Origin of the sequence: Companilactobacillus sp., from assembly GCF_022484265.1 — a bacterium.
Lineage (GTDB): Bacteria > Bacillota > Bacilli > Lactobacillales > Lactobacillaceae > Companilactobacillus.
Map to the genome: position 1 here is coordinate 2,041,368 of NZ_JAKVLR010000001.1, position 25,575 is coordinate 2,066,942.

Below are 25,575 nucleotides of genomic sequence, written 5' to 3' on the forward strand. Positions count from 1 at the left end.
ATATGAAAAAAAGTATTAGTTCCAATTAATTATTTTTGGAGGTGCATCGTATGACTTTCCCAGTACTTAAAGGAAGCTCTTATACATTAGTCCATACACCAGATGTTTTAGTACATGAAGGTAAATTGCAGGAAAGCGAAATGAGAAATAATCCCGATTCAGATTATCTCAAAGCTATTCCAGATCATTTACGGTCATTCGAAGACGTTGTAGGGTACGGTCCTAATCAAGCTTATATAGGTAATATTCATCCTCGTGATTTAAATAATATCGAAAAACCATGGTATGACCATCCAATGAAAGACGCATCAAAAGATGGTAAATTTGGTTCGATCATGAATGAAGATGAATTCTATGGCTGCATGAAGGCTGTAGATATGTTTGAATTAGTAGTTTTGGAAAAAAGTTTTCAAGAAAAAGTTGCCCAAGAAATGCAAGACGACCCCGTTATTGGAAAATATTGGGTAACACTAGATAAATTAAACGAAAATCCTGCTACTATCGAAGAAATTACGGAATTGATCTCCGACAAAGATGCAAAACCTTTGTATTTCAACAATGAACTAGTGGGATGCGTTAAGAGAGCTCATGAGTTTGATGCTGCCTTGACTAGTGATGTTATGTTCGAAAACTTAGTAAGTAAAGCTTCAGGTGCATATGCACTAGCAGAACTTTTTGCAAAAAATGATATTAAACCTGAAGATATTGATTACTTGATTGAATGTTCTGAAGAGGGATGTGGTGACATGTTCCAACGTGCTGGTGGTAATTACGCTAAGTCAATTGGTGAAATTTGCGGATGCGTAAACGCTACTGGTTCAGATACTCGTAGTTTCTGTGCTGCACCAGCTCACTCAATGGTTGAAGCTGCAGCATTAGTTAAAGCTGGAGTATACAAAAATGTTGTTGTACTTGCTGGTGGGTCATCAGCTAAGTTAGGAATGAATGGTAAAGATCACGTCAAAAAAGATCAACCGCTGATCGAAGATTGCCTCGGTGCATTCGCTGTTTACGTTGGCGAAAATGACGGTAAATCACCAGTCATCAGAACTGATATCGTTGGTAAACATAAGATTGGCAGTGGTGCTGCACCACAAGCTATTATGCAAGCTATTGTTTCAGATCCATTGGAACATGCAGGATTATCAATCAAAGACGTTGATGTATTCTCTGCTGAAATGCAAAACCCTGAAATTACTGTACCCGCAGGTGCAGGTGATATCCCAGCAGCTAACTACAAGATGATTGCTGCTTTAGGTATCATGAAAAAAGTGTTCGAAAAGAGCGAATTAAACTCTGTGGTTGAAAAAATCGGAATGCCTGGATTTGTGCCAACCCAAGGACACATTCCTTCAGGTATCCCATTCTTAGGACATGCTAAAGAAATGATCGAAAATGGAGACATCCATAGAACCATGATCATTGGTAAAGGTAGCTTGTTCTTAGGTAGACTAACTAACCTCTTTGATGGTATTTCGTTTATTGTTGAAGCAAATGACGGTCACGTTGATGACGATTCTGGTGTAGACAAAGACACAATTCGTCAAATGATCGCAGAATCAATGAAACAATTCGCTGATACGCTCAAATAATGAAAAACCATCCTAAAGGAGGGAGAAAAATGGAAAATAACGTACAAAACACAATTGCTGATGTGTTCGATGAAATCGCCCAAGGACTAGAAGACGGTAATTTCGGTTCTAGACCTCGTGTTGGTGTTACATTACTTGGCAGCGAACATGGCGAAGAAGAAATCCTTCGTGGTGCAGAACTTGCTCAAGCTAATGATCCCTCTATTCAAGTTGTTGTGATCGGTACATTGACTGATACAAAACTTGAAACAGTTGCTGCAACTGATCCAGAAGATGCCCATGATAAGATGGACAAAATGCTAGAAGATGGTAGCTTGGATGCCGCTGTAACCATGCATTACACCTTCCCAATAGGTGTTTCAACAGTTGGACATGCAACTACTCCTGGTATTGGTAAAGGGATGTTTATCGCAAATACCACCGGTACTTCTGATATGGAAAGAATTAGCGCAATGGTCAAAAATACTATTTCAGGTATTGGTGTGGCTAAAGCTAACGGAATCGCAAATCCAACAGTCGGAATTTTGAATATCGATGGTGCACATCAAGTTGAAAAATCATTAAGAAAATTAAAAGACAAAGGTTATAACATCAACTTTACGCAAAGCAACCGTGCAGACGGTGGCGTAGAGATGCGTGGAAATGACCTACTTCAAGGTGTTCCTGACATCATGGTCATGGACAGTTTGACTGGTAATATTGTTATGAAAGTTATGAGTTCATTCTTAACCGGCGGTAGCTATGAATCTGTTGGTGCAGGTTATGGCCCTGGTGCTGGTAAAGGATATAACAAGATCATCAATATCATTAGTCGTGCTTCCGGTGCCAACGTTGTTGCTGGCGCATTAAGCTATGCTGGTAAATGTGCTAAAGGGAACATGCAAGCTAAAATAGATGCCGAATACGATGTTGCTGAAAAAGCTGGATTGGCAGAAGTACTAGATGGCCTTACTGCCGCTCCCAAGAAAGATGATTCAGTAGAAGAAGTTAAAGAACCAGCCAAGAAGGCTGTTTCAGAAGCTATTTTAGGTATTGATATTTTAGTACTTGAAGAAGCTGTTACGGAATTATGGAAGGCCAACATCTATGCCACAAGTGGTATGGGATGTACTGGTCCGGTTGTTATGGTGGCACCAGAGGACGAAGATCACGCTCGCGAAGTTCTTCAAGCTGCCGACTACTTATAAAAATAATGGAATACAATTGAGAATGTTTTCTGGCTTGTCAAGTCAAGTCTGAGGAGCCCCTTAAGTATTAGATGCTGTCTAATATTTAGGGGGCTTTTCGTTTGGACGAGGGGAGGTTGCTTGTCGGCTCTGGAACGCTGTGGGTACACTTGAAACTTATTGCAAAGACCGCAACAATTTCCAAGCTGCACCTTCCACTAAGCACTGCTTCGCATTGCTAAGAGGAATTTCACGGCTGAGGCCGAACGCAACCTCCCCTCGGAGCCTAAAAACGTTCAACCCTCGCTTTTTTGTTTTAATGAGGAAGTATGCAGCTATTTGCGTTTTGCTTAGGTTTTAAGGGATCTAACAATTTTTTGCTTAACTAGAAATAGTGATAATTGCTCTAGATTAGAGTTTTATCGACTACTTTTGATTTTTTTCTAACAAAGGTCACATTCCTTCTTTCAAAATATGAGGGGAATTTGACTCAACTCTATTTAGGCGGAGGACGGTTATCGATGCCCGGCTCAGTAGGGAGATAAATAATGGAACGTACGTCGCCTTTGGCGCGTGCGCAACCGTTTAAAATGTTGGCTACGCCAACGAACGAACCAAGGATGCCAGACGAAAGGCAATCGATAACCGTCCGGAGCCGGCAGTGAACTTTAACCAAGCATTGTTCTTCTAGAACATAAATAATGTTATGATTATGTATAAGCAGGAGGGGTTATTTATGGCAATTGTTTGGACACATTTAATCACATGGATAGTTATTACTATCACTACTTTGCTTGGTTTATTGGCTAAATCTCACAACAAGGTTTACCAAATGATCACGCGGGTCGGTTATCTAGTTATTATTGGTACAGGTATTTTATTATTCGGTCACGCATGGACTGTTGAGCCAACTTTATTGATCGTTAAAGTTATCCTAGCTTTCATCTTGATTGCATTGATCGAGATCGGGTTTGCTCGTAAGAACACTAACCGTTTGACCACACAAGCTGTTTGGTCTGTAATTATCTTCCTGATTGTCGTTGCCATTATTGGCTTCGGTCTTTCTGGTTGGTATCCATTTAAATAGAAGTAAAATAGCACGAAAAAAGCATCGACTTGAAATTTCAGGTCGATGCTTTTCTGTTTTCCGATTTATTTATCGAAGAACATAGTTTTTGTGTACAAATTACCAACATATAGTTTGTCGCTAAATCAATTTTTTAAAAAAGTTAATTAGCTAAAGTTTACACCGTTTCCGGCTTGAATCCATTCGTCAGTAGATACACGGTAGTATGTATTTCCTGCGGCATCTTGTGCTGTCTTATCAGTAATCCAAGCTGTATCTCCGGCTAAGCCACGAGTAGCGGCTGTTCCATCACTCTTGAATAGTTGATATACAAATCCTGAAGGTCCATCAAGTGTTACAACGTGACCTGGTTCAAGATCTTGGATGTTTGTTAAGCCGTCTGTAGTCTTATCGTTTTCAGCAAAAGTTACAGAAGATGCAGATACCCATTCGTGAGTAGATACACGATATTGAACTTCACCAGTTTGACTATTTACTCTCTTTTGGTCAGTTAGCCAAGGAGTATTTGGAGCTAATGAACGTGTTGCTACAACGTCTCCGGCGTCATTACATAATGGAGCAATTGATGATCCAACGGTTACGACACCTGATACAGGAGTTGTTGTCCAGTTGTCAGCTTGTCCAACTTTGATTGATCTTAAGTAAGTCAAAGTATTGTTTGTGGTATTTACGTTAGCATTAACAGCATCGTTTCCGTTAATAGTTACTGAACCACCAGTACCTGCTTGCATGCTGCTGTAAATTGTACTTAGGTTAGCAGATGAAGGTAACGTTACAGTTACTTTTTGATAGTATGTTGCGCCAGGTGTACTGAAGGTGTTGCCTGTAAATGTAGCTCCAGAAGCAGTTGAGCTACCCCAAGCTGCATCAGCAGAAGTATATAGGGTACCATCTGGAGTTGGATTTGTTACCGCAATAGTATTGCCGTCTCCATCTTGTACAGTGGCATCCACACTAGTTGTGTATAGTGGTTGGTCAGAACCTGAGTTTAAAGCAACTTGCATTGGATCAGTGTAGGTAAGGGCCAATGTGTTATTAGCTTGGGTTGCAGGTGTATTAGTAAAGGTTAAGTCCTTTGTGCCAACGGCAGCACCTGTACTATCGTAAGCTGTAATACGTAAGGTTACGCTATCGCCAGGGTTAGCAGCAGCGGTTTTAACATAAGTGTTGAAGTCAGAAACATTGGAAAGAACACTACCATCTCTGACACCTTGAACACCAAATGTTACGGCGTCAAGATTGGTAACGTCAGCTGGTAAAATTGTTGATTGCATTGCTTGAGCTACACTAGTTAAGGCAATCAATTGTGTGTATGTTAGTTTGGTGCTTCCATAGTTAGTTCCGATATCAGTGAAACTAGGGAATGGATTGGTGGTTGAAGATGGGTTTGATGCTTGCAATACACCAAAGAATTTATTTAATGATGCTGTTTGTGCATCGGTTAGATTTCCGTTTGTGGTTGCAGCTTGTGCTGTGTTTACATTTGAAATTGAATTCACTGCAGGCGCAGCTGCGGGTGCAATTAATAATAGAGCGGCGGTGGCTAGTCCTGCGTATTTGATATTTTTCTTCATTACTGTAATTCCTCCTGAAAATTAAAAAATTTAGATTTGTATTTAGTAATTCAAATTTAATCTCAAAAGCATTTCGCATTACTTAAATGCACGACAAATATATCATGGTGTTCAGGGGGTCAAAACTTCAGAAAATAAAAATATAATTTACAAAGGATAATACAGGCCAACAGCGACAAGTGATTAATTGAACTTAATTTTTGATAAAAAAGCAAAATACTTGACGATTTTTTACATTAAATGGTTTTTAAATACGTTTTCATTGCATAGCCTACGCCATTGTCTTCATTGGATTTGGTAATAAATTTACCGACTTTTAGAATGTCAGGCAAAGCATTTTGCATTACGACTGGATAATCGACCATCTCAAGCATGGGGAGATCGTTATGACCGTCGCCAAATGCCATCATTTCATTGCGATGAAGATTTTCGTGGTCGATGATGTATTGAATCCCGCGAGACTTCAGCGCTTTGTCGCTAGTGATCTCCAAATAAGTGTCGCTAGATTGCTGAATGCTGACGCCTGGCAGATTTTGTTCATTCAAATATTGTTTCAGATCATGCATCGTCTGCTTGTCGAATAAGATCATCATTAATTTGAAAACGGTGGCGTTTTTCTGTGCAAAAAAGTTATCAGCAGACATCAACGTGGCATCACGATTAGTATAATTTCGTTCTAGTTTAATGCCGTCGTCGATTCGTTCAGAATACCAATGATTAAGGTCATACCAACTGAGGCTGACCGAGTTGAATTTGTCTTGGATGATTTCGAAAACTCTTTTGGCAACTGATAAATCAATTGGTTGAGCATCGATGACTTTGATATCGTTGTTCAATTTTTCAAAAATCAGTCCGCCATTGAATCCGATTTGTGGCGTCTTTAAATCTAATTTGTCCATTGCTTCGCTCATTTCCATCGGTGCACGTGCAGACACCAGCGTAAATGGGATGTTAGCTTTTTTAATGATTGAGGCATTTTCGTCTGAGACATAGCCAGCATTATTCAAGATAGTTCCGTCCATGTCGGAAAAAATATGTTTGATCATCAGTTAATCCTTTCGTCGTTAAATAATTTAATTATAAAAAATGAAACGGGTTTTAGGTCAAGTATGATTATGAAATTAGGGAGTAGGTTGCCCGAAACTCTGACAGTATTTTGTCACGAAAAGACTGAATCGAATCTAGGTCGATCGACTGGTGTGCCTTTGGTGTCAGTATCCCCAATAACTGCAGATCAAAATAATTATTTAAAAAGCCTTCAGCTTGCGTCAAAGATAATTCATGCTTCAAAACAGCCTTTAAGACTGAACGAATTCCAGTCCGATTTTCAAAAATGAGAAAGTCAGGACTGAACTTGTTATCGATGAAATTAGCATCTATTGCCGCTTGATAATACCGATTTAGCTCAGTGAAATATTGTTGAAACGAATTCTCAAATTTTACGTACAATTCGGGATAGTTCTTCTTTAATTCAGAGGTAAAAGTTTCAGTTGTCGAACCGAATAGCAGCAATGAGTTAATGATCGTTTGCAAAAAATTATCTGGTTGAAAGTTAGGAATAGGGTTCTTTTTGATAAATTCAAAATGCCGATCAACGACTGATTCAACTATTTCATCTTTATTTTTAAAGTAGATATAAAGAGTTGCTCTAGAGACGTTGATAGATTCGGCCAATTTAGCCATCGACATAGTTTGAAATCCCTTGATCAAAATAACGTGGTTCAAGGCAATTGCGAGTTCTTCTTTAGTATTCATAGAATTTCCTCCAAAAATATTATAATACATATTTACAAATTAGACAATTGGTTGTATTATTTGTCTAGAAATTATGAAACAAAGAGGAAATATCATGAAAAAAGTTATTGTAACGGGTGGTTCAGGATTTGTAGCTAGTTGGGTGATCAAAGAATTCTTGGATAATGGATACGCAGTTTCAACTAGTTTACGTTCGATGAAGAAATCTGACATGATCAAAGAGGAACTGAGTCATTACGTGGATGATGACAAGTTAGCTAACTTAAGTTTTTTTGAAGCGGATTTAACTAGCCCTGAAGGTTGGGTCGATGCAATGAAGGGTAGCGATGGAGTGATTCATGTTGCATCTCCTATGGGGAACGGAACTCAATCTGTTGCCGAACTAGTCAACGTTGCTAAAAACGGTGCCTTAAACATCTTAAAAGCAGCACATGAAGCCGGCGTCGATCGCGTTGTTATGACGTCATCGCAGGCAGCTTCGACTGATAAAACTGGCAGCACTGCTTTGTTGGATGAATCTTTCTGGACAGACATCACGAATCCAGATTTGGATCCATATCGAATCTCAAAGGTCGCTTCTGAAAAAGCTGCCTGGGATTATGCCAATAAGAATAACTTAAAGTTGACGACTATATTACCTGGTGCTATTTTTGGACCAGCCATGAGCAGTAAGACAGTCAGCTCGAACGGAATGTTGGAACAAATTATGAAGGGACAACCAATGCTTCCACGAGTTCCAATGGAAATTAGTGACGTCCGTGATTTGGCAAACCTTCATCGTTTGGCATTTGAAAATGATCAAGCTATTGGCAAACGTTATTTAGCTGCATCTCAGGAACTGACAATGGTCCAAATTGCTCAGATTTATCAGGATGCATTTCCAGATTTAGCAATCAAAGCAAGAGTCGCACCAAACTGGTTGACCAAATTTGTCGCAAAATTTGTTCCAAGTCTTAGAGCAGTCGTGCCAATGCTTGATCGTAAGACTAGACACACTACTAAGGCCGCCGAGACTGATTTAGGTTGGAAACAAACCGCTCCAGAGACTACAGTTGTCGACGCTGGTGAAGCTTTGATCAATTTAGGATTAGTTGAATAATTTTTAAATCTTAGTCTAGTGCTGATGCACTAGGCTTTTTTTATATTTAAAATAGTCTAGATTTTGATTTCACTCTACCGAAAAAATTAAAAAGGTGTTAGACTTATTAGAAATTATTTAATCAAATAAGAATGAGGTGCGAATATGGAAAATAATTACGAAAAACAGTTCCATGCTAATGGGAAAAATTATTCCTATTACGATATTGCGGGATATCTAGCCGAGCATCAGCAGCAGGTGGCTGAAATGCCGTATTCTATCCGAGTTCTTTTGGAGCTGACTTTGCGTCACAGTGCCGAAAAACCAGCCATTAAACAATTCTTAGATTCATTTATTGACTGGGACGATAAGCATGATGAAGATGTAGCTTATAAGCCAGAACGTGTTATCTTGCAAGATTTCACCGGGGTACCCGCATTAGTCGACTTAGCAGCCATGCGTGATGAAGTTAAAAAACGCGGTGGCGATCCTGAAAAAATCAATCCCGATGTACCAGTTCATTTAGTCATTGACCATTCGGTTCAAGTCGATATGGCAGCCAATGACGAAGCGTTCGACTTTAACGTCAAGCAAGAATTTAAACGTAATCATGAACGTTACACCTTTTTAAAATGGGCCCAAAATAGCTTTGATAACTTGACGATCATTCCACCAGACACAGGAATCATTCACCAAGTTAATTTGGAGTATCTATCGCAAGTTATCCGCCAGAAAAAAATTGACGACCAAACGGTTGCCTTTCCGGATACTTTAGTCGGTACGGATTCTCATACGACGATGATCAATGGCCTGGGAGTTCTCGGCTGGGGTGTTGGTGGCATTGAAGCTGAAGCCAGCATGTTAGGTGAAGAATCATACTTCCCAATGCCAAAAGTAGTTGGCGTGAAATTGACTGGCAAGTTGCCAGAAACAGCAACGGCGACTGACTTAGCTTTGACGATCACGAACTTATTAAGAAAGCACAACGTAGTCGGTAAGTTCGTTGAATTTTATGGACCTGGATTAAAGGATTTGCCATTGGCTAATCGGGCAACGATTGCTAATATGGCTCCCGAATATGGTGCTACTTGTGGTTTCTTCCCAATTGACGACCAAACTTTGGCATATTTGAAGTTGACTGACAGAAGTGCTGAACAAATCGAATTTGTTAAACAATATGCTAAGACCAATCATTTCTTCTATGACGAAAATGACGATGCAGTTAGACATTATTCTGAAGACGAGGAATTAGATTTAAGCACAGTTCAAAGTAGCCTGGCTGGTCCTAAACGTCCCCAAGATTTGATCTACTTAAAGGATATGCCAAGCCATTTCAGACAATACGATGAACTACCAGATTTTCCAGTAAATGTTGAAAAAACCGATTTTGACCTTCGTCCAGGAGACTTAGGTATCGCAGCCATTACTAGCTGTACTAACACTTCTAATCCAGAAGTCTTGATTGCGGCTGGATTATTGGCTAAGAAGGCGGTCGAAAAGGGTCTGCAAGTTCCAAAATATGTTAAAACATCATTTGCCCCAGGTTCTCGAGTAGTTACGAAATACTTAGAGATCTCTGACCTGCAAAAATATTTAGACAACTTAGGATTTAATATCGTAGGTTATGGCTGCACGACTTGTATCGGAAATTCCGGTAAGTTAAAAGAAAATCTGCAGAGTAAGCTTGCTGAAAAAGACTATCCAATCGCTGCCATTGAAAGTGGTAACCGTAACTTCGAAGGTCGGGTCAATCCATTGACGAAAGACACGTTCTTAGCTTCGCCACCATTAGTAGTGGCTTATGCTTTGGCAGGCACAGTTGACATTGATATCACTAAAGATCCACTTGGCAAAGATCAAGACGGTCAACCAGTCTATTTCAAGGACTTGTGGCCTGATGCTACTGAAGTCAGTGAAGTTATCCATAAATACTTGAGCCCACAATTATTCTCAACTAATTACGCCAATATTTTTGACCAAAATAAGACTTGGAATGAGTTGAAGTCATCTAAATCAACGACGTATCCTTGGGATGAAAAATCGACTTATATTGCCGATCCACCATTGTTTGAAAACACTGAGACCAGCGATTTGCAGGATATGCGAGTTTTAGCAAAATTAGGTGATTCAATTACTACTGACCACATTTCACCAGCTGGATTTATTGGCAAAACTTCTCCAGCAGGTCAATATTTATTGGCTCATGGAGTCAGTCAACAAGACTTTAATTCATACGGTTCACGTCGTGGCAATCACGAAGTCATGATGCGAGGAACGTTAGGCAACGTTCGTTTGCAAAATCAACTAACACCTGACAAACGTGGCGGATTTACTAAGTCATGGTTAACCGGTCAAGAGACGACAATTTATGACGCAGCCATGGATTATCAGAAACATCATGTTGATACGGTGATCTTAGCCGGCAAGGACTATGGCATGGGTTCTTCTCGTGACTGGGCTGCTAAGGGCGTTGAACTATTAGGCGTTAAAGCTGTTATTGCTGAAAGCTTCGAACGTATCCACCGTTCTAACTTAGTCATGATGGGAGTTTTGCCATTGCAGTACTTACCAGGTGACAACGCAGAAAAATTAGGTTTAACTGGAGATGAAAAATTCTCAATCACACGTGATGACAATACGGCACATGTGATTGCAGAAGATGAAGATCACCGGGTAGAATTCGATGTCAAAGTCAGATTCGATGCACCAATCGACAGCGAATACTATCAGGCACACGGAATTTTGCCAATGGTGATCGATAATAAATTGAACGCATAGAATAAATTTTTATAGAAAAAGATTTTTAACAAGGAGGTATTTGAGATGGATCATCCTAGAGGACTAGCCGGGATTGTTGTTGACGAAACCAACATCAGTTCTACCAAAAATGAAAAACTGACTTACGCGGGTTATTCGGTCGAAGAAATGGCCAAAGCTCACGCTAGTTTCGAAGAAGTTGCTTTCTTGCTCTGGAAGACGCGACTTCCTAGCAAGCAAGAACTAGACGATTTTCGTAAAGACTTGGTAAGCAAAATGGTGTTGCCGGCTGAGACAATTAGACTTTTGCTATACATCGCTAAGGAACCGCAGCATCCAATGAGTATTTTGCGGACTACGACATCGCTTTTGGGTACGACGAATGATGTTGACCACGATGAACCGCCAAAGATCTTGGCGAAAATGTTGACGGCGATTGCTGACATTATCAGAATTCGTGACGACGAACCGTTCCTCGAAGTTGATCCTAACCTTGGCGTAGCCGATAACTTCTTGTACATGATGACTGGTAAAAAGCCAGACGCAGAACTCTCGCAAATGTTTAACACGGTGATGATCTTGCATGCTGACCATGAATTTAATGCTTCGACATTTACTGCTCGAGTAGTAGCTTCGACTTTTTCAGATTATTACTCATGTTTGACGGCTGCTGTTTGTGCCCTAAAGGGACCACTTCACGGCGGTGCCAACGAACGAGTTTTTGAAATGTTGATGGATATTGTTGATAACGATGAAGACCCAATTGATTTCGTTAAATCAGAGATTGCACGCGGTCGTAAGATCATGGGCTTTGGACACCGAATCTATAAGCATGGTGACCCCCGTGCTTATATTTTGAAGGGTATTGCCGAAAGATTGGCTGAACAGACTGACAATATGGGACTTTATAATATTCAGCAACAAATCGCTGACTACATGTTAGAAACGACTGGATTGCATCCAAACGTTGATTACTACACAGCTTTGATCTATCACTGTTTGGGTCTTGAAAAAGAAACGTTCACCTTGGTATTTGCAGCTTGTCGTACATCCGGCTGGCTTGCACACGTCATGGAACAACGCCGTGAAAAAACTTTGATCCGTCCGAATTCAGTTTATGTTGGACCAACTGACCGTAGTTATATTGAAGATACCTGTGTAAAGGAGGCACTCTAGTGGCTGCAGAAAAAATCACTAAACAAAATGGTAAGTTGCAAGTTCCCGATAACCCAATAATTCCCTTTATTGCAGGGGATGGGATTGGACCAGAGATCTGGGCTGCTGCAAAAGATGTCTTCGACAGTGCAGTTCAAAAAGCTTATCACGGTAAGAAAAAAGTTGAATGGAAACAATTATTAGCCGGCGAAGCAGCTTTTGATAAGACTGGCGAATGGTTGCCACAGGAAACGGTTGATACTTTGATTGATAACTTAGTTGCTATCAAAGGTCCTTTGACGACGCCAATCGGTAAAGGTCACCGTTCGATCAACGTAACATTGCGTCAAAAATTAGACTTGTATGCTTGCTATCGTCCAGTGAAATATTTCGATGGTTCACCTTCACCAGTGGTGCATCCAGAACGTGTCGATATTGATGTATTCCGAGAAAATACTGAGGATATCTACGCGGGGATCGACTTTGTTTCCGGCAGTAAGGAAGCCGAAGGTTTGTTGAAATTGTTAGACGAAAACGGTCAGCTAGATAAAGTTCGTTTTCCTAAGACATCTAACTTTGCCATCAAACCCGTGTCTGAAGAAGGTTCCAAACGAATTATTCACGCTGCGATCGAGTATGCTTTTGATCACAACTTGCAGCACGTGACGCTAGTTCATAAGGGCAATATCATGAAGAAGACCGAAGGCAGCTTTAAACAGTGGGGCTATGAAGAAGCCGCCACTTATGGCGATAAGATTTTTTCAATGAATACTTATGACCAGATCAAAGCCGATAAGGGGAAAAAAGCGGCCGACGATGCACTGACCGCTGCTGAGTATTCTGGTCGTTTGATCGTAAACGATGTGATCACTGATAATTTCTTCCAGCAGTCATTATTGCACCCGGAAAACTTTGACGTGGTCGTAACTATGAACTTGAATGGAGATTACATCTCTGACGCTTTAGCTGCTCAAGTTGGTGGTATCGGGATTTCTCCTGGTGGCAATATCAATTACGAAACTGGACAAGCAATTTTTGAAGCAACGCACGGTACTGCACCTCAATTTGCTGGTCAAAATAAGTTGAATCCAACTTCGTTGATCTTGTCAGGTGCGATGATGTTCGCTTATATTGGTTGGAATGAAGTCGCTGATTTGATTCAAAAAGCTATCGCAGAAGCCATCAAGGGTAAGCATGTAACGCTCGACTTTGCTCGCCAGTTACCAGGTTCAGAAGAACTTAGCACTAGTGAGTATGGTAATTTTATTTCAAAAACAATTGAAGGATACTAAAAAACTTCCAGAATTTTTTCTGGAAGTTTTTTCTTTTGTAAATTTTACTCAGAACGCAATGCGGTTGCGGCATCTTTTTTAGCTGCCATTCTTGCAGGGATGTGACCACCTAGCACTGTTAAGACAGTACTGATGATGATCAAGATGATTGCGTGGACTGGATTTAATTGAGCGACGTTTGATAAGTCGGTCATACTCTTCAATAGCATATTAATTGGGAAAGTTGCCAGCCAGGCGATGATGACACCAAGTAGTCCAGATGAAACACCTAAGATAGTGGTTTCAGCATCGAAGACTCTGGTGATATCTTTTTTACGGGCACCTAAGGCCTTTAAGATACCGATTTCTTTAGTTCTTTCAAGTACGGATGTGTAAGTGATGATTGCAATCATGATCATACTTGTGACTAGAGAAATTCCGGCAAAGGCTACTAGGACGTAAGTGATAGCATCCATTAGACCACCAGTTAAGTTAGAAACTTGACCAGCTAAGTCAGTGTAGATAACTTTGTCTGAGCTAGATTTACCCTTGTTATATTTATCAAGGTAACTCAAGACCTTATCTTTGTTCTTGAAAGTATTAGGGTAGATCAAAATACTTGCCGGTTTAGTTGAGCCACCAAGGTAACTAACTAAACTGTCTTTAGTAGTTTTGTCGACTGAAGCGTTAGTTAAGACATTAGTTTCGCTGTCTTTTTGAGCCTTAACGATATCAGAATTCTTATTATCTTGAATGACGTCTTGAGTCAGCTTGTCGCTATAAGCGATTCCTGAAGACAAGATATTTTCAGAAGATTTTGATTTAACACGGAGGATACCGGAGATTTTAACTGTCCGGTTGTTATTGTTGTTGTAAAGCTCAGACAAGTTGGTATTTGGTGCATAAGTACCTGAACCTGTTGATTTGTAGTAGTCATTGTTATTAACGATTTTCAGCTGCGTACCAACGATTTTGTTGAAGTCGAGCTTTTGATTATTTTTAACGTTGATGCCAATATTTTTCAAAGCGTTGATGTTAGTCGAGTTGTCGCGGTCAACGATCAAGACGATATCATTTTCATTCTTAGGCATTGAACCTGATAGAACCGAGTAATGCTTCTTTAAAAAGCTAGTTCCACCGTCATTTGATGATGGGTATACCGACACGCCAACACCAGTCGATGATGCCATGGCTGCTTGCATGCCACTCATACTGTTGCTAGATGAAGTGTCAGCATTTGAGAATTGAGCAGTTTTGACTTTGCCATTTTCTTTGCTGAGTAAGTTCATACCGGTTGTATAAGTGTAAGTCACGTTTTTAGCCAGATCTGGATCCATGTTCTTGATGTACTTCTGATAGTTGGAGGTGATCTTGTTAGTATGCGTAGCTTTTTCTTGCTCGCTTAATTTAGCAGTAACTTGTTTAGATTTGGAAACTTTTTTCTCTTTGGTAGCTTGAGCTGATTGCTTTGTCACAGTTTGAGAAATTGTGACCGGAAATTGAGCCAAGGTATTGCTTTGCGTCTTGTCGATCTGCTTTTGAAAACCTGACGACAGCGCTAAAACAATAGCAATACTGATGATACCAATACTGGAAGCAAAGGCTGTTAAAGCAGTCCGAGCTTTTTTAGTTTTCAAGTTAGTAAATGATAGCTTCAAAGCAGTCCAGAAGGTCATCTTAGTTTTTTTCAATTCAAAGTGGTCTTCGATTTCATCTTCTGTGAACGGATTAGAATCGTTTTGAATCTTACCGTCAGCGAAGTTGATGATCCGGTCTGCATATTCTTTAGCCAAAGTAGGGTTGTGAGTAACCATGATAACTAGACGTTCTTCAGACAGTTCTTTGATCAATTTCATGATCTCTTCACTAGTCTCAGTATCTAGGGCACCAGTTGGTTCGTCACATAAAAGGATTTCTGGGTCATTGGCGATGGCACGAGCGATTGCCACACGCTGCATTTGTCCACCTGATAGTTGGTTAGGACGTTTGTGGATGTGTGGACCTAAGCCGACACGTTCCAAAGCAGCAATTGCTTTTTGCTTCTTCTCATCGTTTCCGACACCGGATAAAGTCATTCCCATTTCAACGTTATCAAGGATACTTAAGTGTCCGATAATGTTGTAGCTTTGGAAAATAAAACCAACTGAATTATTTCGATATGCGTCCCAGTCAGCTTCTGTAAAGTCTTTTGTAGATTTTCCTTTGATGACTAAATCGCCGGAATCATAAATATCTAAGCCACCGATCCCATTAAGCATGGTAGTTTTTCCGGAACCACTAGGTCCTAGGATCGCGACGAATTCTTGTTTTCGAAAAGATACTGATACGTCATCTAGTGCTTTGGTAACGGAGTCGCCGACGTAATAGTATTTTTTGATATGTTTTAATTCAAGCATTCAGAAAATTACCTCTAGTTTAAAAATTTTGTTGGTGTTAAACTCTTCTCTATTAACTTCTCATTGTTGCAACACCTTGTTGTATATATTAGAGCTTTAAAGAAATTGTGCAATCATCACATTTAAACAGTCTGTTGTGATTGAGACATTTTTGATAAATATGTTGTATAAAAGGGGAACAAAAATAATGGTCGGGATCAAAAATAATCGCCGGACACAGTATACTAAAAAAGTTATTAAAGAAGCGGTCCTATCACTTTTAGAGGATAATTCGCCAGAGACAATTACCGTGATTGATGTCTGTAAAATTGCCGATGTTAACCGGTCGACTTTTTACAGATATTACGATGATATTTATGCTTGCATTGATGAAATTGAGGGCGAATTTATCGATGACCTGAAAATTCCAGACAATATGACTCCAATGGAGGGATTGCGAGCATTACTTGAAGCATTTTATAAAAATCCGATTCTGAGCAATCTGGCCTTCGTTGAAGGTAAGACTAAGCTATTAGAAAGATTACATGACGCAATCGATAAAAATCATCCAACACCTAAACATCAACTGATTTTGACTCCTTATACAGAAATCTACGTGATGACTGGTATGCAAGGCGTTTTACGCAAGTGGGTCAAAGGTGGCTTGAAAGAAACGCCAGCTGAATTAACTCAGATTATTTGGAAATTGTTCTTTGCTGAGGATGTTCGTGAGTTGTTTGATATTGAGGATATAAAATAAGAACCCAACTCCATTGGAGTTGAGTCCTTATTTTGTAAAATGCACATTCAAATTTTTCAAAGTAGTCATGTTTTTTAACAGATTGTCGATTGCATCTAACCAAGGCAACAGTAAAGCTGCACCTGAACCTTCGCCGACTGCTAGATCCAAATTGTAGTTGGCTTCCAGATTCAAAGCCTTTAGGGCGATTTGAGTTCCTAGTTCGTGCGAGGCATGAGATGCAATGACATGCTTTCCAATATCAGGGATGAATTTCTGGGCTAAGATGCAGGAAGAGTAGGTCAAGAATCCGTCTAGAATAATTGGAACGCCAGCATTAGCAGCAGCAATGATAGCACCAGCCATCGCTCCGATTTCAAATCCACCGACTTGGCTTAAAATATCTAGCGCGTCATCTTTAGCGGGTTTTCGATCAGCTAAAGCTTTTTGAACTATTTCAGTTTTGTGGATCAATCTTTGATCAGAAATGTTTGATCCACGACCGACGACTTTTTCAGCAGGAACGTCTAAAGCGGCTGCGATGATTGCACTGGCTGAACTCGTATTAGCAATTCCCAATTCGCCGATCAAAAGAACATCGTTTCCTTCCTCAATTGCTTGCTCAGCAATCTCCATGCCGATTTTGATCGAAAGCTCAGCTTGCTGTCTAGTCATGGCAGATTCATGGACCATATTCTTTGTTCCGTAGGCAATTTTTCGGTCGATAATACGTGGATCATTGAAGTCGTAATCAACGCCAACGTCGGTCACCTTTAAATCGCAGTTGAACAATTTGGTTAGAACGCCAATGGTAGTCGTCCGGTCGACTGAATTGATGGACTGCAATGCTGTGACTTGCTTAGGAGTTGCGGAAACTTCTTCTTCAACCACACCGTGATCGGCCGAAAAAAGTAGACAGCATCGTTTACTTACTTTTATGTCGATAGTTTGTTGAATTCCGGCCAGTTTGACGGCTAAGGATTCCAAATTTCCTAAGCCAGCAATCGGTTTAGCGAGTTTATCTAACTTTGTTTGCATATCCAGTTCAGCTTGATGAGAAATAGTGGCAGGTGAGATCGGTATCATAAGAATCCTTTCGAAAGCGCTTTAATGCTTACTAGTATATGTCAGAAAACACCCAAAATTCTCTTTGGAACAACATGTGGCAAGATAGTGATTGAATAAGATATATGATTGAAAATGAGTGATTTTCTGCAAAAAATAGATTTAGAATTTGGTTTGTTTTACTGTAATTAATTTTTAAATAATTATAAATAACAATAACGTTTGTAATAATTTTTTATGCGTATGAGAGCATTTTCTATGGTATACACCACCTGATTGAGCTGTTATTCTGATGTCAGAAAATAGTAAGGGGGATACTATTATGATCAAATCCGTTGGCAATCTAATGACGATTGTCGCAACGATTTTTTTACCAGCTGTCGTAATAGTTTATGTTTTAGGGGTGCCGCCGATCGTGCAAATCGCGTTGATCGCGGTATATGCATATTGTTTGTACAAGATTATGAAGAATTATTTTTTGGCAAAAATCATGGTCTGGAATGGCTATTGCTATTGGTACGTCAAAAGTTTATTAACTGATGACGAGTTCAAAACAGTCGTTTACCATTTAAATTATCAAGACCATTTACGCCTGCAGTCAAAGATTTCAACAACAGAATACAACTTTGTTTTGTCGCAGTTGTCAGTTGCGGACCAAACTGCCATCAAGAATATGAACAAGAAACATTTTCAACTGGCAAACAGATTATTCATGTATACACACAAAAGAGCTTAGATACGGGGGGTATCTAAGCTCTTTTTACTAATCGATCGATTGACGTCTTCGCCAAATCAAATATCCACAATAACCAGCTGTTGCAAGGGAAACAGCAAGCCCAATTTTTTGAATTGTTGTGTAATGATATTGCACAACAACGGTACCGGAACCGGATAGTTTGATCTGAGCGTATCCATTTTGTTTATTCAAGGCTGGGACAGTGGAATGACCATCTCCAGAAACGTTAGCTTGATAGCCTTTGTAATAGAACAATGGCAAGACTACTTTCGATTTATTTTTCGCGTCGAACTTGAATTTGATGATATTCTTAGTAATCTTTTGATTGCTAATTTTTATTTGCTTGGAATCATAGTCGAGAGTTCGAGCTTTATTTTCTTTGACATCATCATAATTGACTTCGCTAGGTAAATATTCGTGACCAGCACCAATCAAATAACTACTGATCTGGTTATAAGACTGGTATGAATTGATCCGCCAAGGGGATGCCTGAACCGTGAATTGACCAAGAGCAAAACTGAGAATCAGCATGCCAATCAATAAGACTGGCGTCGTGTATTTGATGTCGAAGATGTGCAAGTCATCGTTGGCAATGAAGTAGGCGACGATCAGTGAAATGACTGAGAAGAATCTCCAAGGAAATTGGAAGGCCGAAAATAAAGTGTCACGAAGTTGATACCATGGGAACCAATCGGAACAGCTAATGAACATGAACAAAGCAATCAGCGTTAAACTAATATTTTTTCGCTTTATAAGGTTGTAAATCGAATAGACAACTAACCCTACAAAAACAACGAAACCAACATTTACAGTACTTGCGTGGAAGACTTGGTTTGAGAATGAGTGGGAGACTAAATCAGTAAAGGATTGTGTCTGTTGATAGATGAAAATCAACGGGTCAGTCTTTAGAGTAAATTGCTGATCTGCCATTTGTTCTAGAATTGGCGCATAAAATCCAAATACTAGTCCAATCGAAACTATGGCAGCTTTGACAATGGCCATAATTCGGTCTTTATCCCAGAAATATTTAAGATTTAAAATCACGTACATGGCTGCAAAACACACCATCATGAATAATGAAATAATGTGCGACAGACCAATGCCGACCATGGCAAAGGTCAAGACGTACCATTCTTTAGTATTGCCTTTTTTCAAATTGATCAATTCTGACAGTACGAGCGGGAAGAAAATCATGCCCATCAGCTCGCCAATGTCGTGTCTGCTGTAGAGAACTTGCAATCGATATGAACTGAGAACATAGACGAAAGTAAAAATCAGATTATTTTTGGTTGAGAAGTGCAATCTTTTTCCGGCTAAGAAAGTCACAGTTAGTGTTAAAAAGTTGATCCCAACTTGCGTCAGCAAATAAGTTACAACTATCGGCACGCCGAGAACTCTGAGAATTGCTGCGGGATATAGGAATAGATCCGGATAGAAGAGACTAGAAGCGTAGCCCAAGCCGCCACTGAAAAATTCATCAACTTTTGGTAAAAAGTTAAAGTGCTGAATAGCTGTTGCTAAAGCTTCAATCCGATTGATGTGATAACGGTAATCGCCAGTCGCAAAGACGAATCCAGGACGTAAGTTAACGAATAGGACTATCAGAATACTGATGATCAGAAATAAAGTATAGAGATATTTTCGTTGGTGTAATTTTTTTGTTAGATTATGCATGTTATATCCTAGCGTTTTGTATTAATTGATTTGTTTTAAAAAATAATCAACATATATATCACATCTTAACTGATTTAAGGGGACTTTTGGCGACAAAATCAAAATTTGGACAATAAGCCATAAAAGTGCAAAAAAAAGATACCCGCAGGCATCTTCAGCAATTAGATTATTGTTGGCTAGTTGGACGAATGACAATCTCATTCATGGCAGTGTCAGCTGGTGCATCGATTGCATAGGCGATTGCACTGGCGACGCGGTCCGCACTGACTGCATAGTCAGCATAGAATTTATCTAGATTTGCTTTTGTTTCGGGATCTTTAACGTGGTCGGTCAATTCAGTTGCGATTGCTCCTGGAGAAATAACCGTGATACGAATATTGCTTTTTGCAGCAGCTTCTTCTTTACGAAGTCCTTCGCTGATGGCACGGACAGCAAATTTGGTTGCTGAATAAACACTGGAGCCAATGCTGACGGCATGTCCAGCAACGGAAGCAATGTTGATGATCTGTCCGAACTTTTGCTTACGCATCATTGGCAAGACAGCATCGATACCATATAAAGTACCTTTGATATTAACATCGATCATCTTGTCCCATTCATCGACACGTCCCTTGATCAATTCAGAACGTGGCATGAGACCGGCGTTATTCATCCAAACATCGATCCGACCATATTTTTCAATTGCAGCATCGGCTAATTGTTGAACGTCAGTTAAAACAGTCACGTCAGTGACTTGATAAATGGCCGAACCACCTGCGTCTTCGATATCTTTAACGATTTCTTTTAAGCGATTCTCACGTCTTGCGCCAAGGACCAATTCGTTGCCTTGACTAGCTAAAAGTTTGGCAGTATTTTCACCAATACCACTGGATGCTCCAGTGATGACAATAACTTTTTTATCTTCAGTCATAATTGACCTCCTTCAAACACAGTATAAAAATTATATGGTCAGAATAACACTATTTTGATTTGATTTTATTAGATGCAAATCTATTACCAATATAATTTTTAGAAAATAATTCAACACTCGTAAATGATTATTTGTATACTTGGGGTAATCAAAGATTGATCGGAGGTTCCTCAAATGAAAATCTATACGATGGATCGAATTCCAAATATGGAAATAACCGAAGCTAAGGGTGCAGTCCTGAATGAACAAGTTTTTTCAGTTGATATTGTAACTGACACGCTTAGTGGGTTAGGTAGTATATTTGGCGGACATTCCTCATCCTATACCGATGAATATCGCAAGGGACGAGAAGCTGTAGTCAAGGGACTCGAGGAAAAAGCAGAGAAGATGGGTGCTAATGCAATCGTCGGCTTGAAAGTTCAATATGGACAGTTTATTAATTCGGAAATCATGATTATCACGGTTGCCGCCAATGGCACCGCTGTTGTAATAGAACCGTTAAAATAAAAAAACTGGTACTTATCTGTTTAAAAGATGAGTACCAGTTTTCTTTTTAAAGCTATTATGCAGGTTGTCCAACTTTTGTCATTGCGTCTTTAACGGCGTCTTTAATAGCACGACTTGAAGCAGAAGCACCAGAAACTGAATCAACGTCATAAGTGTTTTTTTCAACGATTCGTTTTGGAAGTTCTGCTAAGGCATCAGAAGCTACATCGTCACTTTCGCTTTGTTGCAAGATCTCAACATTCTTGATGTTTTGATTGTCATCAACGGTTACACGAACGACGACTTCGCCACCCATACCGGAATTGCTTTTTCCAAGATATTGGTTGTCGGCAGTTGTAAATTCTTTGTCAGAATCGGCATTGTCGCTACCAAGATTACTTGTAGGAGCAGCTTCAACTGGGACAGATGTTTGTTCTAATGGAGTTGATAGTTGTGAAGTTGCCTTTGGAACAGCAGCATTTTCACCAGCAATCTTACCGAAAATCAAGCATTCTGCTAAGTTTTGTCCACCTTGATATTCATTAGCGTTGATACCACCGAATTCACCAGCACTGTATAGGTGTGGGATCAAATCGCCATTAGGGTCCAAGACCTCACAGTGAGTATTACGACGAGCTCCACCTTGAGTATTCAAGACGTCATGTGTAAGTGGTGCAGCGTAGAATGGTCCATTTTCGAGTGGACTCATAGTCTTAGGATCACGGCCAAAGGCATAGTCTTCGCCATCTTTAGCAAACTTGTTGAAATCTTTGACAGTCTTGTTCAAAGTCTTAGGGTCAACATCGATTGCTTTAGCTAAATCTTTGATTGAATCAGCCTTAGTTAGGACTTTGAAAAAGTCTTTGTAAGGTAATTCTTCTTTATTCTTGATGGCATCATATTGTGCTTGATCAAAAATCAAATAAGGATGAACGTTAGTTTCGGGAACGTTCCAGTGGCCGTTTTGGAAAATGTGGCCGTGACGATTATTTTCACTTTCATTGAAGTAACGTGAACCATCATCACCAACAGTGATAATACTTCCAGTAAAGACTTCAGGGAAGTCCAAAATCAATTGAGCACGTTCTCCTTCTGGAACATCGAATGCGAGACCATGCAACATGCCTAGTGCTTCATAGTTACGCATGTGCCACATGTCAGCTCCGACTTCTTCGGCCATGTGGATACCGTCACCCTTATTGTAAATTGAACCAAGTGGGGCAGCCTTGTAGGCACCAGTGTAGTCTTGCATCATTTGTTTGTTATTTTCAAATCCACCCATAGTCATAACCACACCATTTTTGGCACGGATGTTTCTGATCACGTGTTCACGTTCGATTTGAACACCAATGATCTCTTGAGTGATTGGATCTTGAATCAAATGCTTAGCAGGTGACTTGAACCAAACGTCGATTTTGTCTGAACGGTCCATGACTTGTTGACGAAGATTCTTCCACAATGCAGCGTCCCAAATACCTTTGTGCATCATTAAGACGTCGTTAGTTTGCCCACCATCATATTCTGGATACTCCCAAAGTACAGGCTTATAAATTGGGCTGTCGCCAAACAGTTCTTTACCACTAGTTGGTTCGTCCACGCCTAAATATTTTTTCATGTAGTTAGGCATGTCGACCATACCTTCTACATAAGTGTCGATCATATCTTCATCGAGGTCCATAGGGCCAGTCAGGTGTTTGTAATACTTCTTTTCCTCGTCGAAATCTTTACCAGTATTGATCAATTGAGCGGCATAACGCGTGTTTCCACCTTCATGTCCCTCTGGTGCTGAATCAACGAGCAATACCTTTGCTCCATCGTCGGCAGCGAAACGTGCAGCAGTTGCACCGGCACCACCGAAACCGAGAACTACAACGTCATAAGTTGCGTCCCAGCGTGCAATATTATGTTGACTAACCATGAATAATTCCTCCTAATTTTTAAAAAACCTAAGTTTGTGAAAACCTTTACATTGATAATTTTACTCTTTGTTGATAAAAATTAAAGATTCGATAAACAAATATCTTCAAAATTTTTTAAAATAAATGGTTGCGTTAGAGTGTGGTCGAAGGTATAAATTAATCCTTGAAATAACGAGAGAAGGTTAATAAATGACAAAATTAGATGAAACCTATACTTTAAATAACGGTATTAAGATTCCTAAGGTAGCTTTCGGTACATGGCAAATGCCAGCTGAAAAGACACGCCAATCAGTTTTGGATGCACTTCAAGCCGGATATCGTCACATCGATACAGCTTTAGCTTATGGCAATGAAAAAGAAGTTGGTCAAGCGGTTCGTGATTCAGGAATTCCTCGTGACCAAATTTACGTTACGTCAAAATTACCTGGCGAAACTAAGACATATGAAGGCGCTAAAAAAGATTTTGAAGAAACCTTCAACAATTTGGACATCGATTACCTAGACTTGTACTTAGTCCACGCACCATTCCCATGGGCAGAAATGGGCAAGTCTGAAAATATTGAAAAATATGATAAGGCTAACCAAGAAATTTGGAAGGCACTTGAAGAGATTCAGGCATCTGGAAAAGTTAAGTCGATTGGTGTTTCAAACTTTAATGTTCATGATCTAGAAAGCTTGCTATCAACTGCCAAAGTAACGCCTGCAGTTGATCAAATTCAATATTATGTCGGTTACACAGAACCTAAGATCACTAAGTTTGCTACAGACAAGGACATTTTGATTGAAGCTTACTCACCATTGGCAACAGGTAGAATGTTGAGTAACCCAACAGTTGAAAGAATCGCAGAAAAATATGATGCCAGTGTTGCCCAATTAGCTATTGAGTTTGTTGTCCAAAACGGTGCTTTACCACTACCAAAGGCAACTCAAAAAGCTCATATCTTAGACAATGCCAAGTTAGATTTTGAAATCTCAGCTGAAGATATGGAAAAATTGAACAGTCTAAAAGATACAGCAGTCGATATGTATCACCATGGAAGACAAGAGTAAAAGATCAAGAGAGCGTCAAAAACGGGTAGACTCTGAGCATTGCTCAGGATATGACTTATTGCGGATTGTGCAATCAGTTATATCCGTGGCAAGCGGAAGAGTCTGTTTTTGAAAGCTCATTTCAGATCAAGAGAGCGTCAAAAACAAAATTCCATTACAATCAAGTTTATTTCTGAAATAAGGTCAGTTTTCTGATCTTATTTTTTTCAGGCAATTGGGTAAGGAATTGTATTTGATTGACAATTGAATAATCAAGGAATGTAATGGACGTGTATTAAGAAATTCATGAGAAATGAGGTAACATTATGTACTCAGATTTGAATGGAAAAGTTGCCGTCGTAACTGGCGGATCGAAAGGAATCGGCAATGCTATCGCTAAGCGTTTTGGCGGCGAACATATGTCGGTCGTAATCAATTATCATACTGATGAGGTAGGTGCTCAAAAGGCTGCCAAGGTCGTTGAAGATGAAGGTGGACGTGCAGCCATTGTGCAAGCTGATATCAGTACTGAAGAAGGAAACAAAAAGTTGTTGGACACAGCTATTCATGAATTTGGTGGACTAGATGTGTGGGTCAACAATGCCGGAATGGAAATCAAGTCTCCAACTCACAAGGTTTCTTTGGAAGATTGGGACAAAGTAATTGCAGTTGACCAACGAGGCGTCTTTTTAGGATCAAAGACAGCTTTGGATTACTTTGTATCTAACGACAAGAAGGGCAATATCATCAATATGTCTTCAGTCCACGAACAAATTCCTTGGCCAACATTTGCTAGTTATGCAGCAGCTAAAGGCGGAGTAAAACTATTTACGAAGACAATCGCTATGGAATATGCGAACCAAAATGTCAGAGTAAATGCCATCGGACCAGGAGCAATCAACACACCAATCAACGCTGAAAAATTTGCCGATAAGAAACAATACGACAAGACAGTCTCAATGATCCCAATGGACAGAATCGGAACACCAGAAGAAGTAGCAGCAGGAGCAGCCTGGCTAGCATCAGACGAATCCAGCTACGTAACCGGAATAACATTATTCATAGACGGAGGAATGACACTATACCCAGCATTTAAAGATGGGGAAGGCTAAATCAGAGCGTACTTTGTCATGAACTGATTCCGGAGTAGAAGGGCATAATTGTGGAGATGGCAAAGCCATCGCAGCAATTATGCCCTTCTACAGTA

20 protein-coding genes are annotated in these 25,575 nt (G+C 39.9%); 12 read left to right on the top strand and 8 right to left on the bottom strand.

Annotation, left to right across the window (positions count from 1 at the left end):
* Nucleotides 1-50 precede the first annotated feature (50 nt).
* From grdC to LKF16_RS09795, 3 genes are all read left to right on the top strand, one after another.
* On the top strand, nt 51-1,592 hold the full coding sequence (grdC, locus tag LKF16_RS09785) for a glycine/sarcosine/betaine reductase complex component C subunit beta (RefSeq protein WP_291470966.1): 1,542 nt from the start codon (nt 51-53) through the stop codon (nt 1,590-1,592).
* A 29-nt stretch (nt 1,593-1,621) separates the two neighbouring features.
* Nucleotides 1,622-2,779, top strand: a complete 1,158-nt coding sequence (gene grdD, locus LKF16_RS09790; protein WP_291470968.1) for a glycine/sarcosine/betaine reductase complex component C subunit alpha — start codon at nt 1,622-1,624, stop codon at nt 2,777-2,779.
* Between the two features lie 715 nt (nt 2,780-3,494).
* Nucleotides 3,495-3,845, top strand: a complete 351-nt coding sequence (locus LKF16_RS09795) for a DUF1516 family protein (RefSeq protein ID WP_291470969.1) — start codon at nt 3,495-3,497, stop codon at nt 3,843-3,845.
* Nucleotides 3,846-3,991: 146 nt separating this feature from the next.
* Here LKF16_RS09795 and LKF16_RS09800 read toward each other — a convergent pair whose 3' ends face one another.
* From LKF16_RS09800 to LKF16_RS09810, 3 genes are all read right to left on the bottom strand, one after another.
* Complete coding sequence (locus tag LKF16_RS09800; protein ID WP_291470971.1) at nt 3,992-5,419, bottom strand: hypothetical protein; 1,428 nt, start codon at nt 5,417-5,419, stop codon at nt 3,992-3,994.
* Nucleotides 5,420-5,655: 236 nt separating this feature from the next.
* Complete coding sequence (locus tag LKF16_RS09805; protein WP_363305573.1) at nt 5,656-6,468, bottom strand: HAD family hydrolase; 813 nt, start codon at nt 6,466-6,468, stop codon at nt 5,656-5,658.
* 64 nt (nt 6,469-6,532) lie between these two features.
* The gene (locus tag LKF16_RS09810) at nt 6,533-7,174 is read right to left on the bottom strand and encodes a TetR/AcrR family transcriptional regulator (protein ID WP_291470976.1); all 642 of its coding nucleotides are present in this window, start codon (nt 7,172-7,174) and stop codon (nt 6,533-6,535) included.
* 94 nt (nt 7,175-7,268) lie between these two features.
* On the opposite strand from LKF16_RS09810, the gene LKF16_RS09815 reads away from it, so the two are divergent.
* The 4 genes from LKF16_RS09815 (at nt 7,269) to icd (ending at nt 13,456) form a co-directional block, all read left to right on the top strand.
* Nucleotides 7,269-8,273: an NAD-dependent epimerase/dehydratase family protein gene (locus LKF16_RS09815; protein WP_291470978.1), complete on the top strand. Its 1,005-nt coding sequence runs from the start codon at nt 7,269-7,271 to the stop codon at nt 8,271-8,273.
* A 144-nt stretch (nt 8,274-8,417) separates the two neighbouring features.
* On the top strand, nt 8,418-11,030 hold the full coding sequence (gene acnA / locus LKF16_RS09820) for an aconitate hydratase AcnA (protein ID WP_291470980.1): 2,613 nt from the start codon (nt 8,418-8,420) through the stop codon (nt 11,028-11,030).
* Between the two features lie 45 nt (nt 11,031-11,075).
* Nucleotides 11,076-12,185 (top strand): citrate/2-methylcitrate synthase, encoded by a 1,110-nt coding sequence (locus tag LKF16_RS09825; RefSeq protein WP_291470982.1) that lies wholly within the window; start codon nt 11,076-11,078, stop codon nt 12,183-12,185.
* Complete coding sequence (gene icd, locus LKF16_RS09830) at nt 12,185-13,456, top strand: NADP-dependent isocitrate dehydrogenase (protein WP_291470984.1); 1,272 nt, start codon at nt 12,185-12,187, stop codon at nt 13,454-13,456. Before LKF16_RS09825 ends, icd begins: the two co-directional genes overlap by 1 nt.
* A 44-nt stretch (nt 13,457-13,500) precedes the next feature.
* Here the strand turns inward: icd and LKF16_RS09835 are convergent, their stop codons facing one another.
* Nucleotides 13,501-15,831 (bottom strand): ABC transporter ATP-binding protein/permease, encoded by a 2,331-nt coding sequence (locus LKF16_RS09835; RefSeq protein ID WP_291470986.1) that lies wholly within the window; start codon nt 15,829-15,831, stop codon nt 13,501-13,503.
* A gap of 187 nt (nt 15,832-16,018) precedes the next feature.
* Here LKF16_RS09835 and LKF16_RS09840 point away from each other — a divergent pair, with 187 nt between their 5' ends.
* The gene (locus tag LKF16_RS09840) at nt 16,019-16,570 is read left to right on the top strand and encodes a TetR/AcrR family transcriptional regulator (RefSeq protein WP_291470987.1); all 552 of its coding nucleotides are present in this window, start codon (nt 16,019-16,021) and stop codon (nt 16,568-16,570) included.
* 27 nt (nt 16,571-16,597) lie between these two features.
* Here the strand turns inward: LKF16_RS09840 and cobT are convergent, their stop codons facing one another.
* Nucleotides 16,598-17,635: a nicotinate-nucleotide--dimethylbenzimidazole phosphoribosyltransferase gene (gene cobT / locus LKF16_RS09845; protein ID WP_291470989.1), complete on the bottom strand. Its 1,038-nt coding sequence runs from the start codon at nt 17,633-17,635 to the stop codon at nt 16,598-16,600.
* A 301-nt stretch (nt 17,636-17,936) separates the two neighbouring features.
* Here cobT and LKF16_RS09850 point away from each other — a divergent pair, with 301 nt between their 5' ends.
* Nucleotides 17,937-18,350, top strand: coding sequence for a hypothetical protein (locus LKF16_RS09850; RefSeq protein WP_291470991.1), 414 nt, complete (start codon nt 17,937-17,939; stop codon nt 18,348-18,350).
* 27 nt (nt 18,351-18,377) lie between these two features.
* On the opposite strand, the gene LKF16_RS09855 is transcribed toward LKF16_RS09850, so the two are convergent.
* Nucleotides 18,378-20,024 (bottom strand): hypothetical protein, encoded by a 1,647-nt coding sequence (locus LKF16_RS09855; RefSeq protein ID WP_291470992.1) that lies wholly within the window; start codon nt 20,022-20,024, stop codon nt 18,378-18,380.
* A 166-nt stretch (nt 20,025-20,190) separates the two neighbouring features.
* Entirely contained in the window at nt 20,191-20,934 is a 744-nt protein-coding gene (locus tag LKF16_RS09860; RefSeq protein WP_291470994.1) for an SDR family oxidoreductase, read from the bottom strand.
* Nucleotides 20,935-21,108: 174 nt separating this feature from the next.
* Here LKF16_RS09860 and LKF16_RS09865 point away from each other — a divergent pair, with 174 nt between their 5' ends.
* The gene (locus LKF16_RS09865) at nt 21,109-21,441 is read left to right on the top strand and encodes a YbjQ family protein (protein WP_291470996.1); all 333 of its coding nucleotides are present in this window, start codon (nt 21,109-21,111) and stop codon (nt 21,439-21,441) included.
* 55 nt (nt 21,442-21,496) lie between these two features.
* Here LKF16_RS09865 and LKF16_RS09870 read toward each other — a convergent pair whose 3' ends face one another.
* Nucleotides 21,497-23,338, bottom strand: coding sequence for an FAD-binding protein (locus tag LKF16_RS09870; RefSeq protein ID WP_291470998.1), 1,842 nt, complete (start codon nt 23,336-23,338; stop codon nt 21,497-21,499).
* A gap of 190 nt (nt 23,339-23,528) precedes the next feature.
* Between LKF16_RS09870 and LKF16_RS09875 the strand changes: the two genes are divergently transcribed.
* Nucleotides 23,529-24,389, top strand: a complete 861-nt coding sequence (locus LKF16_RS09875; protein WP_291471000.1) for an aldo/keto reductase — start codon at nt 23,529-23,531, stop codon at nt 24,387-24,389.
* A 305-nt stretch (nt 24,390-24,694) separates the two neighbouring features.
* Nucleotides 24,695-25,480, top strand: a complete 786-nt coding sequence (locus tag LKF16_RS09880; RefSeq protein ID WP_291471002.1) for a glucose-1-dehydrogenase — start codon at nt 24,695-24,697, stop codon at nt 25,478-25,480.
* Nucleotides 25,481-25,575: the final 95 nt, after the last annotated feature.